This is a genomic window from Microbacterium sp. NRRL B-14842, assembly GCF_050470785.1.
Genome location: NZ_JBFLUM010000085.1, coordinates 1 through 10,594 on the forward strand (window position 1 = coordinate 1; position 10,594 = coordinate 10,594).

Annotated in this window: 12 protein-coding genes and 5 pseudogenes; 14 read left to right on the plus strand and 3 right to left on the minus strand. The window is 69.5% G+C overall.

Annotated elements, in window-relative coordinates:
* Positions 1-358: 358 nt before the first annotated feature.
* Complete coding sequence (locus AB1285_RS25975) at positions 359-628, minus strand: DUF4031 domain-containing protein (RefSeq protein WP_187661702.1); 270 nt, start codon at positions 626-628, stop codon at positions 359-361.
* Positions 629-841: 213 nt separating this feature from the next.
* On the opposite strand from AB1285_RS25975, the gene rplU reads away from it, so the two are divergent.
* The 13 genes and pseudogenes from rplU to AB1285_RS26040 all read left to right on the plus strand — a co-directional run bounded on the left by rplU (position 842) and on the right by AB1285_RS26040 (position 8,498).
* Positions 842-1,150, plus strand: coding sequence for a 50S ribosomal protein L21 (gene rplU / locus AB1285_RS25980; protein WP_187661701.1), 309 nt, complete (start codon positions 842-844; stop codon positions 1,148-1,150).
* A gap of 18 nt (positions 1,151-1,168) precedes the next feature.
* Positions 1,169-1,425 (plus strand): annotated as a pseudogene (gene rpmA / locus AB1285_RS25985) (50S ribosomal protein L27).
* Positions 1,426-1,523: 98 nt separating this feature from the next.
* A pseudogene (gene obgE / locus AB1285_RS25990) lies at positions 1,524-3,023 on the plus strand (GTPase ObgE).
* Positions 3,020-3,805 carry a glutamate 5-kinase gene (gene proB / locus AB1285_RS25995; RefSeq protein ID WP_429978194.1) on the plus strand — a complete coding sequence of 262 codons (786 nt, stop codon included), beginning with the start codon at positions 3,020-3,022 and terminating at the stop codon, positions 3,803-3,805. Before obgE ends, proB begins: the two are co-directional and overlap by 4 nt.
* 9 nt (positions 3,806-3,814) lie before the next feature.
* Entirely contained in the window at positions 3,815-5,074 is a 1,260-nt protein-coding gene (locus AB1285_RS26000) for a glutamate-5-semialdehyde dehydrogenase (protein WP_429978195.1), read from the plus strand.
* Positions 5,075-5,134: 60 nt separating this feature from the next.
* Positions 5,135-5,356 carry a hypothetical protein gene (locus tag AB1285_RS26005; protein WP_187661697.1) on the plus strand — a complete coding sequence of 74 codons (222 nt, stop codon included), beginning with the start codon at positions 5,135-5,137 and terminating at the stop codon, positions 5,354-5,356.
* A 6-nt stretch (positions 5,357-5,362) separates the two neighbouring features.
* Positions 5,363-5,965 (plus strand): annotated as a pseudogene (gene nadD / locus AB1285_RS26010) (nicotinate-nucleotide adenylyltransferase).
* Positions 5,962-6,915: a hypothetical protein gene (locus tag AB1285_RS26015; RefSeq protein ID WP_429978196.1), complete on the plus strand. Its 954-nt coding sequence runs from the start codon at positions 5,962-5,964 to the stop codon at positions 6,913-6,915. The pseudogene nadD and the gene AB1285_RS26015 overlap by 4 nt, the downstream one beginning before the upstream one ends.
* On the plus strand, positions 6,912-7,037 hold the full coding sequence (locus AB1285_RS26020; protein ID WP_429978197.1) for a hypothetical protein: 126 nt from the start codon (positions 6,912-6,914) through the stop codon (positions 7,035-7,037). Before AB1285_RS26015 ends, AB1285_RS26020 begins: the two co-directional genes overlap by 4 nt.
* Positions 7,037-7,415: pseudogene (gene rsfS, locus AB1285_RS26025) on the plus strand (ribosome silencing factor). The gene AB1285_RS26020 and the pseudogene rsfS overlap by 1 nt, the downstream one beginning before the upstream one ends.
* A 1-nt stretch (position 7,416) precedes the next feature.
* Positions 7,417-7,923 (plus strand): SDR family NAD(P)-dependent oxidoreductase, encoded by a 507-nt coding sequence (locus tag AB1285_RS26030; RefSeq protein ID WP_429978198.1) that lies wholly within the window; start codon positions 7,417-7,419, stop codon positions 7,921-7,923.
* Complete coding sequence (locus AB1285_RS26035; RefSeq protein WP_429978200.1) at positions 7,866-8,105, plus strand: hypothetical protein; 240 nt, start codon at positions 7,866-7,868, stop codon at positions 8,103-8,105. The genes AB1285_RS26030 and AB1285_RS26035 overlap by 58 nt, the downstream gene beginning before the upstream one ends.
* Before the next feature lie 135 nt (positions 8,106-8,240).
* Positions 8,241-8,498 carry a hypothetical protein gene (locus AB1285_RS26040; RefSeq protein WP_231919629.1) on the plus strand — a complete coding sequence of 86 codons (258 nt, stop codon included), beginning with the start codon at positions 8,241-8,243 and terminating at the stop codon, positions 8,496-8,498.
* A 57-nt stretch (positions 8,499-8,555) separates the two neighbouring features.
* Here the strand turns inward: AB1285_RS26040 and AB1285_RS26045 are convergent, their stop codons facing one another.
* Both AB1285_RS26045 and AB1285_RS26050 read right to left on the minus strand, forming a co-directional pair.
* On the minus strand, positions 8,556-8,735 hold the full coding sequence (locus tag AB1285_RS26045) for a hypothetical protein (protein ID WP_187661693.1): 180 nt from the start codon (positions 8,733-8,735) through the stop codon (positions 8,556-8,558).
* A 98-nt stretch (positions 8,736-8,833) separates the two neighbouring features.
* Positions 8,834-9,855 (minus strand): annotated as a pseudogene (locus tag AB1285_RS26050) (DUF3500 domain-containing protein).
* Positions 9,856-10,056: 201 nt separating this feature from the next.
* On the opposite strand from AB1285_RS26050, the gene AB1285_RS26055 reads away from it, so the two are divergent.
* Positions 10,057-10,594: hypothetical protein (locus AB1285_RS26055; protein WP_429978199.1), on the plus strand; the 538-nt coding region annotated here is incomplete at its 3' end.

The window sequence follows — 10,594 nt, forward strand, 5'->3', positions numbered from 1 at the left end:
ACGGCAACGGCGGTGGCAACAACAACTCCGCACCTGCCGCGCCGCCGGTGACCCACAGCATCACCGAGGGGGCGAAGTCGGCCCTCGCGCAGATCGCCGCCTCCACGATCGTGCCGTCCGGCGAACCGGCCGCCGAGGCACCGGCGGCCGAGTCCGCGCCCGTCCCCGCTTCCGAGCGCCCGAAGAAGCCCGGAAGAAGCGCGGTGACCGGAAGGGGCCGAAGACGCCCACCGAGGAGCTGCTCGACTCGGTGCTGGATGCGCTTCCGGAGCCCAAGGCGCCCGGCCAGGGTCGTGGACGGCGCCGGGTCACCACCGCCGCCCTCTCCGGTACGCCGGTGTCGGTGAACTCGGAGGCGTCAGTGCCGCCGGTCGCGTCCGCGGACCCGGAGGCCTGAGGAGATCAGGCGCCGGACCAGCTCCTTGCCGGGGACGTGCTGCGCACCGCCGGCGATGAGCCGGGGGACGGCGTCCTCGGGGACGTCGTAGTGGTCGAGGTCGAAGGCCCGGGCGGGGATCCCGTGTGCGCGCGCGAAGGCGTGCAGCTCGTCGAGGTTGTCGTCGCTGACCAGGTGCGCCCACAGGCGTCCATGGGCGGGCCAGCGGGGGTCGTCGACGAGTACGGTCACTCCGTCAGCCTACGACCGGCCCCGTCACCCGGCTCACTTTGCGAGGTCAGCCGGCATCCGGTAAAGTAGTCCCTTGGTGCGCATGCCGCGTCGTCCTCGACGGCCGAAGCGGAGAGTCTTGCATTCGCGCCCGTCGTACCAGCGACGCATGCAAGCAACAGTCTTCCCGTGAGATTCTCGGAGCCGCGTGCTCCCCAACGAAACAGGTATGAAGTGGTTTACGCAGTAGTGCGCGCCGGTGGCCGGCAGGAGAAGGTCGAGGTCGGCACCATCGTTCAGCTCGACCGTGTTCAGGCTGCCCAGGGCGACGAGATCCAGCTGCCCGCCGTGCTGCTCGTCGATGGCTCCACGGTGACCACCGACGCCGACGCGCTGGCGAAGGTCACCGTCACGGCTGAGGTCGTCGGCAACCTCCGCGGCCCGAAGATCGTCATCCAGAAGTACAAGAACAAGACCGGCTACAAGAAGCGTCAGGGCCACCGCCAGGAGCTCACGCGCGTCAAGATCACCGGCATCAAGTAAGACCGAGGAGACCAGGACATGGCACACAAAAAGGGCGCAAGCTCCACCCGTAACGGTCGTGACTCAACGCACAGCGCCTCGGCGTGAAGCGCTTCGGCGGTCAGCAGGTCCTCGCCGGCGAGATCATCGTCCGCCAGCGCGGCACGCACTTCCACCCCGGCGCCAACGTCGGCCGTGGGGGCGACGACACGCTGTTCGCTCTGGCCGCCGGTGCGGTCGAGTTCGGCGCGAAGGGCGGCCGCAAGGTCGTCAACATCGTCGCCGCTGCTGAGTGATCACAGCACCACGCTAAACATCCGGTTCGGGGCGGGCTTCGGCTCGCCCGTCCGCGTATCTGCCGTCAGGCACCCCGAGCACACCGAAGGACTCGCACATGGTCACGTTCGTCGACACCGTCACACTGCACCTGCGTGCAGGCAAGGGCGGCAACGGCTGCGTCTCGGTGCAACCGCGAGAAGTTCAAGCCCCTCGGTGGCCCCGACGGCGGCAACGGCGGCGACGGCGGCGACATCGTGCTCGTCGCCGACACGCAGACCGGCACGCTGCTGTCCTACCACCACTCGCCGCACCGGTCCTCTGGCAACGGCGGACCGGGCATGGGGGACCACCGCTCCGGTTTCGACGGCGAGACACTGGAGCTGCCCGTCCCGGTCGGCACCGTGGTCAAGAGCCCGAGCGCGACGTCCTGATCGACATGATCGAGCCCGGTGAGCGCTTCGTCGTGGCGGCGGGCGGCCAGGGCGGCCTGGGCAATGCGGCCCTGGCGACTCCGAAGCGCAAGGCTCCCGGCTTCGCCCTGCTCGGCACCCCCGGCTTCGAGGGCGATGTCGTCCTCGAGCTCAAGACGGTCGCGGACGTGGCGCTCGTCGGCTACCCGTCCGCCGGGAAGTCGAGCCTCATCGGCGCGATCTCGGCCGCGCGGCCGAAGATCGCCGACTACCCGTTCACGACGCTGCACCCGAACCTCGGCGTCGTCCAGGTGGAGGACTTCCGCTACACCGTCGCCGACGTGCCGGGCCTCATCGAGGGCGCGAGCGAGGGCCGCGGCCTCGGACTCGAGTTCCTGCGGCACGTGGAGCGCTGCTCCGCGCTGCTGCACGTGCTCGACTGCGCGACGCTGGAGCCGAACCGCGACCCGATCTCCGACCTCGAGGTCATCCTCGCCGAGCTCGCCGCGTACGAGGTGCCGGAGGGGCAGACGCCCCTGCTGGAGCGCCCGCAGTTCGTGGCGCTGAACAAGGTCGACGTGCCGGAGGCCCGTGACCTCGCCGATCTCGTGCGTCCTGATCTGGAGGCCCGCGGATTCCGGGTCTTCGAGATCTCCACGGTCTCGCACGAGGGGCTGCGCCCGCTCACCCTCAGCCCTCGGCGAGCTCGTCGAGAAGCACCGCAAGGAGACCGCGGTCGAGGCCCCGCGCGAGCGCGTCGTCATCCGCCCGAAGGGCTCCGTGAAGCCGTTCACGATCCGCGTCGAGGGCGGCACGTACGGCAACGTCTACCGCATCCTCGGTGAGAAGCCGTGCGCTGGGTGCAGCAGACCGACTTCCAGAACGAGGAGGCCGTGGGCTACCTCGCCGACCGTCTGGAGAAGCTGGGCGTCGAGGACGAGCTCTTCCGCCTCGGCGCCGTCCAGGGTTCGACCGTCGTCATCGGCGAGGGCGACAGCATCGTCTTCGACTGGGAGCCCACGATGAGCTCCGCCGCCGAGCTCATGTCGGCGCCCCGCGGCACCGACCCGCGTCTGGCTCCGAACGCCCGCCGGACCACGTCCGAGCGTCGCGAGAAGTACTACGAGCGCATGGACGCCAAGGCGCAGGCGCGCGCGGAGTTGGAGGCGGAGCGCCTCGCCACGTACCGCGAGGACGAGGCGTGACCGCACGCACGCGCGCCGATCTCGCGACGGCGACGCGGATCGTCGTGAAGGTGGGCTCGTCGTCCATCAGCGGCGAGTCGTCCTGGCGCATCCCGGTGATCGTCGAGGCGCTGGCGGCGGCGCACGCCCGCGGGGCCGAGGTCGTGCTGGTGTCGTCGGGAGCGATCGCCTCCGGCATCCCGTTCCTCCGTCTGGATGCGCGGCCCACCGATCTCGCCACGCAGCAGGCCGCGGCCGCGGTCGGCCAGAACATCCTCGTCTACCGGTACCAGGAGGCTCTGCGCCCCTTCGACATCGTCGCCGGCCAGGTGCTGCTCACGACCGGAGACCTCGAGAACCCGACGTCGCGCTCGAACGCGCGGCGGGCCATGGAGCGCCTCCTGGGGCTGCGCACGCTGCCGATCGTGAACGAGAACGACACGGTCGCGACACAGGAGATCCGCTTCGGCGACAACGACCGGCTCGGCGCCCTCGTGGCCCAGCTCATCGAGGCGGACGCCCTCGTCCTGCTCAGCGACATCGAGTCCCTCTACACGCGGCCTCCGAGCGACCCCGGCGCCGAACCCAATCGACGTCGTCGCCCCCGATGCGGACCTCTCCGGGCTGGAGTTCGGTGCGACCGTGGTCAACAGCGTCGGCACCGGGGGAGCGGCCACGAAGGTCTCCGCTGCCGACTCGCGGCGGCCTCGGGCATCGGGGTGCTGGTCACCAGCGCCGACCTCGTGGCGCAGGCCCTTGCAGGCGCCGACATCGGGACCTGGTTCGAGCCCGCCACCTCCTAGACTGGGCGGATGACCGACCTCACCCCTCAGACGCGCCTGGAGCGGGCCAAGGAGGCCTCGCGGACGACCGCCGCCCTCACGAGCGACGACAAGGCACGGGCGCTCGACGCCATCGCCGTCGCCCTCGAGGAGAACGCCGCCCGCATCATCGAGGCCAATCAGCGTGACGTCGCGCGCGGTCGGGACGACGGCATCGGCGAGTCGCTCATCGACCGCCTCCGCCTCGACGAGAAGCGGGTCTCCGCCCTCGCCGCGGCCGTCCGCGACGTGGCGGCCCTGCCCGATCCGGTGGGTCGTGTGGTCGGCGGACACCGCATGCCGAACGGCGTGGCTCTGGAGCAGGTGCGCGTCCCCTTCGGGGTGGTCGGGGCGATCTACGAGGCGCGTCCCAACGTCACGGTCGACATCGCCGCCCTCGCGCTGCGTTCGGGGAATGCGGTCGTCCTGCGGGGAGGCAGCGCGGCGCTCCATTCCAACACCGTGCTCGTCGACGTCATGCGTTCCGCCCTCGGCGACGCCGGGGTGACGCCCGAGGCGATCCAGACCGTGGACGACTTCGGGCGCGACGGGGCGAAGGCGCTCATGCAGGGCCGCGGCTTCATCGACGTGCTCGTCCCGCGCGGCAGCGCCGGGCTCATCGAGACGGTGGTGACCGAGTCGACCGTGCCCGTCATCGAGACGGGCGCCGGGAACGTGCACATCCTGCTCGACGAGAGCGCCCCCGACGACTGGGCCTGCGACATCGTCGTGAACGCCAAGGTGCAGCGCCCCAGCGTGTGCAATGCGGTCGAGACGATTCTCGTCCACCGGCAGGCGGCGCCGCGCCTGATCCCGCTCGTCGCGAGCGCCCTCATGAGCGAGGGGGTGGCGATCCACGGCGACGACGTGGTCGCCGGGCTCGTGGCGAACATCATCCCGGCCACGGAGGAGGACTGGGCGACGGAGTACCTGAGCCTGGACGTCGCGATGAAGGTCGTCGACAGCCTCGACGACGCGCTCGACCACATCCGTCGCTACAGCACGGGGCACACGGAATCCATCGTCACCACCGATTCCCGCAGCGCGGAGCGGTTCCTGGCCGAGGTGGATTCGGCGGTGGTGATGGCGAACGCGTCCACTCGGTTCACCGACGGGGCCGAGTTCGGCTTCGGTGCCGAGGTCGGGATCTCGACGCAGAAGCTGCACACGCGCGGTCCGATGGGGCTCTCCGAGCTGACCAGTACGAAGTGGCTCGCGCGTGGGGCGGGTCAGAGCGCGGCTGAGGGCTAGACTGGGGGACGCTGTATCCCTACAGGACCCCCGAGACAGCACGCCACGAACGGAGTCAGGATGAACCTCGTCGCACAGATCGCGATGGCCGCCGCAGAGACCGAGCACCACGGCAACGTGGCTCTCGAGACCCTGATCTTCGGAGTCATCGCCGCGATCGTGTTCGCCGCTCTCGGCTTCGTGACGCTGTCGTACAAGAACGTCGCGAACCGCCACTCCGCCAAGGCAGAAGCCTGGGCGGCGAAGCACGGCAAGGACCACGAGGCGGGACACGGCCACTAGGCCCTCATGAGCACCGCGACCACGCGCGCACCGCGCATCGGCGTGATGGCGGAACCTTCGATCCGATCCACCACGGCCACCTGGTCGCCGCCAGCGAGGTCGCGCACATCGTTCGATCTCGACGAGGTGGTGTTCGTCCCGACGGGTCGTCCGTGGCAGAAGGCCGACGTCACGCCCAGCGAGCACCGCTATCTGATGACCGTGATCGCGACGGCGTCCAATCCGCAGTTCACGGTGAGTCGGGTGGACATCGACCGCGCGGGACCGACGTACACGATCGACACCCTCCGCGACCTCAAGGAGCAGCGGCCGGACGCCGAGCTGTTCTTCATCAGCGGCGCGGACGCCGTGGCGCAAATTCTCAGTTGGAGAGACCATGATGAACTGTGGGAACTGGCCCACTTCGTCGCGGTCTCCCGCCCAGGACACGTTCTGAGCATCGACGGCCTCCCGAGCGACGACGTCAGCCAGCTCGAGGTGCCGGCGCTGTCGATCTCGTCGACGGACTGTCGTGACCGCGTCCGTGACGATCAACCGGTCTGGTACCTCGTCCCCGACGGGGTCGTCCAGTACATCGCGAAGCATCATCTGTATCGGAGCAAGGCATGAGCACATCGGATCAGCGAGGTCCGCTGACGCGGAAGCAGCTGCGGGAGATCCGGTTGACGGGATCCACCCCGATCATCAGCGAGGAGCAGGCGAGCGCCGCCGCGGCGGAGGCCGCGACGCCCGCACCGCCGCTGCCTCGTGCCGCCGAGCCCGTCGTCCTTCCCTCGGCGCCTGTCGCTGACACGTCCGTCGATCCTGACGCCGCGCCGCTGACGCGGCGTCAGGCACGCGAGCAGGAGAAGATCAAGACCGCCGCGGTCCCGGCCGTCGGCGCGGAGGCGGACGACACGACCGATGAGGCTGTGGTGGCACAGCCCGATGGGTCCGACGACGACGACGTCGTCGACGACGAGGTCGCTGCGGAGCCCGTCCGCGCGGTCGACGTCGCCGACACGGTCGGAGACGTGCCGCTCGTCGAAGAGCCCGTGGAGGCGCCGGAGTCCGAGCCCGAGGACATCTCCGCCGTGCTCGGCGTCTCCGAGCAGGACGGCCCCGGTGGCGACGACCTCCTCGACAGCGACGACGACGGCGACGTCGACGAGCGCGATGTCGACGAGGCTGAGCGCCCGACCGTGAGCCCGACGTTCGGGCAGGGCGTGCTGCAGGAGGAGACTCCTGCCGAGCCGGCGCCTTTCCGCCCCTCCTTCGATGAGCTGCCTCACGTCGAACGACTCCGGCGGCACCAGCATTCGGCGCCCAATGCGCTGATCTTCACGCCGTCTCCCGGCGAGGGCTCCCTCTCCGGGCCGGTCGCCTCCACCGGAGAGATCCTCGTCACGGGTCGTACGAGCTGCCGAAGGGCCTCGGCTCGCAGGGCCACGCCCACGGCACCACGGACGGCAAGGAGGTCGACGCGGTGCTCATCGACGGTGAGCTCCCTCCGGCGTCCTCGCCCACCCCCATCGCCGCGAGCTCCGCGGTCAGCACCATCAAGCCCGCCGGCGAGGTGATCCGTCCGCCGGCCCCTGAGAAGGGCAACCGGCTCATGCTGATCGCCGCCATCGTCGCGGGCGCCCTCGCGCTGGGCCTGGGCACTGCCCTGGTCATCGCCTTCACAGGAAACGTCTTCTGATGCAATCACCCGAAACCGCCGAAGAGATGCTGCGCATCGCCGCCGAAGCCGCCGTGGCCAAGGGTGGTGAGGACCTCGTCGCGCTGAACGTCTCCGAGCCGCTGCCGCTCGTGGACATCTTCCTGCTCGTGACCGGTAACAGTGAGCGGAACGTCGCCGCCATCGCCGATGAGATCGAGGACCGTCTCGTCGAGTCCGGACACAAGCGCGTGCGCCGGAGGGGCGCGCCGAGGCGCGGTGGGTGCTGCTGGACTTCGGCGACCTCATCGTCCACGTCTTCCACCAGGAGGAACGGGTCTACTACGGCCTGGAGCGCCTGTGGAAGGACTGCCGGTGATCCCCCTCGAGGTCGCCGAGACCTCGGCCGACAACCGCTGACATGGCCACGCACCTGCTGACCGGTGCGGGCTCCGGCCATCGGTGCCGTCCTCGCGCGGCGACTCATGGAGCGCGGCGACGACGTCGTGGTGCTCGCGCGCGATGCGGGACGGCCAGACAGATCGCCGACGACCTCCCCGGGGCCTCGACGCTGGTCGGTGACCTCGCGCAGCCCGGACGCCTCTCGTGGGCCCTGTCGAAGCAGAGCCTGCCCGATCGCATCGATTCCCTGGTGCACGCGGCAGGGGTCGTGGACCTCGGATCGGTGGGGGACCTCACCCCGGCGCTCTGGGAACAGCAGCTCGCGGTCAACCTCGTCGCCCCGGCGGAGCTCACCCGGCTCCTGCTCCCCGTCCTGCGCGTCTCGCGCGGGCACGTCGTGTTCGTGAACTCCGGAGCCGGCTGCGGGCGAGCCCGGGGTGGTCGGCCTACGCGGCCTCGAAGCACGGTCTGCGGGCCCTCGCGGATGCGCTTCGGCAGGAGGAGGCCGAGCACGGCGTCCGCGTGACCTCGGTCTATCCGGGACGCACCGCGACGCCGATGCAGGAGCGCGTGCACCGGCAGGAAGGGCAGGAGTACGACGCCGCGCGGTTCATCACGCCGGACGCGGTGGCGACGACGATCCTCGCCGCTCTCGATCTCCCGCGGGATGCGCACCTCACGGATCTCACGGTGCGGCCTCAGGGCTGAACGCCGATCTGACATTCTCCTGCACCTCACCACGAGGGTGTCAAGGCCCTTCCCTTCCCCGGCGGGGTATCGGAGGCTCGTCATCAGAGAGTCCTGGAGGGCCGACTGATGTCAGAAGTTCCTGATCCCCGTTTCGTGCTTCACCGCATCACGCCGTCGGAGTGGGTGATCAACGACCTGCGCTATCCCCAGAACGATCCGCGCCATGTCGTCGCCTGCGTGTACGAGCTCGCGGACACCGAGGTCGAGGTGACGTGGCTGCGTGATCTTCCGCTCGCCATCCGGTATGGCACCGCGTTCGAGGTACTGGAGGAGGTCGAGCGGATGCAGGGCGCGAGCCGAGCCACGCGCCCCATCGCGATCCCGTCTCGCCCGCCCCTGCTGGCCACCTGAACCCGCACGAGAAAGGGCACCCCTCCGCGAGGAGGGGTGCCCTTTCTCCTGTCCCGGTCAGTCGTCGTCGCCGATGACAGCGGCGCGGTCGGCCTCTGCGCTGTCGATCTGGGCGTCGTCCGCATCCTCGTCGAGCACCTCTTCGCCGTCGACTTCACGCGTGGGGAGCTCTTCGGCGTCCCCATCCCCGTCCGCGATCGGCGGGAGGGGCGGGATCGGGGGAGTCGTGTTGGACATGTCGTCTCCTTTCGTCGGATGCCCTCTGTCTACGCGTGTACGCGATGGTGGTGGAGGCCGTTGACGGGTGGCGGCTTGGACGGGTACGGGCGTCGGCGTCAGGATGCGGGGGGAGTGCTCCCGCCCCCGGGACCGCCGCTCATCCCGGCAGAGGCTTGCTGGGTGACGCTGTTGGCATAGTCGTTCGTCGGATCGCGGTAGATGGTGTGCACATGTCCCCAGCCCGATGTCGTCACACCGTCGACGTCGGCGCCGGCCGAGCCCTGCTGTGCCTGGAAGGCGATGTAGACGTTCGGCCCGGAGATGGAGAAGTCGATGCCGTTCCCGGTGGTCATGTCGTACACCGTCGCCCCGGACCAGGCGATGACGGTGTCGTCCAGGGTCTTGTCGATCTCCGCCAGCGCTGCGGCGGTGGTCTCCTCGTCGCTCATCCCGGCCCAGTTGGCGATGAGCTGGAGAAGGAGATCCCGCTGCTCGTCGGAGAGGTCGGCCCCCGACAGCCCGGCTCCGGTGGCGAAGGCGCAGGTGTCGCCCGGTGCGCACATGCTCACATCGCCGGAGGTCAACGTGGCCTGCTGGTCGGCGGTGAGGCTGTCGAAGAACGCGAACGCGTCCGTGTAGATCCCCTCGAACGGCTGCACCTCCTCGCCGTCCTCGTCGGTGTAGACAGCGGGTTGGACCCCGAGGTGCGTGGGAGCGAAGGTGATCGCGTCGGCGTCGCCGTCCAGCGTGGCGTTGATGCGAGGTGGTGTCCGCCGAACTGCACCTCGAAGGCGCTGTCGGTCGCCGTGGGATCACCGAAGAAGGCGATGTAGTACTGGCCGAGGGAATCCTCGGTACTGCTGCTGTTCTCGGCGAGGTACTCGTCGCCGCCCATGATCCCGGTGACGGTCGCGTAGGCCTCGTCGCTGAGGAGAGACTCCATCACGGCGAGGGCCGCGGTCCGCTGCTCCTCCGTCAGGTCGGCGAGGTTCAGACCCGCTCTCTGCACGAAGGTCACCGGGAAGTTCGACCACGACGTCGTCTTCGTCTCGTCGTCGAAGTCGTACGACACGGCCTTCTTCTGCTCGTCGCTCAGCGTGGCGAGGAAGGCCGCAGCGGCGGCGGACGTGTCGGCGATCGTCTCCGCGGTCGACCCGGCGTCCGTCGACGCCGCCGTTGAGGTCGCGGCGGGAGGATGACGCGGAGATCGTCGGTTCGGCGGTCGTGGCTGCCGCGCAGCCGCTCAAGACGAGGCCGCCCGCGAGGACGAGGCCGAGAGCCAGGCGAGGCGTTTCGTGACGGGAGAGGGAGTCGTGTTCATGCCCACCACGCTAGGAAGGTGATCGATGGGGTTCCTTTGCGCCGTCGATGCGCATCCTATGAGGTGCGGGGATACCGTGTTTTTCCGGATGACCAGGACCTCATCCGCATGGAGGGGGCGCATACATCGACCGACCGATTCGCGACGAGAGCGCCGGTGACAGCGTGGAGGTATGAGCACGAAGAGAGCAATCGTCCTGGGAGTCTCCATCGCCGCCGGTCTGGCGGTCATCGGAGGACTGGGCGCCGCCGTTACTACCTGTTCAACCAGCCGACCGACTACCGCATCACGTACGAGCTCCACGGTCTGAGTGGCGACGAGACGATCCGCTACCAGGACACGGCCTTCGCCGAGGGCTTCGTGTTCGGGACCAAGGAGACGGAGGAGACGGTCGTCGATGCCCGCGCCGGCGCTATGACCATCGAGGCCATCGTCACCGAGGGGGATGAGGCGGGCTGTCGTCATCGAGAACCCCGGGAGCCACCGTGGCGTGCGCGATCGTGCAGGACGCAGGTGACGCGAACCTCGAGGTCCTTCGCACGGACGAGGAGATCGC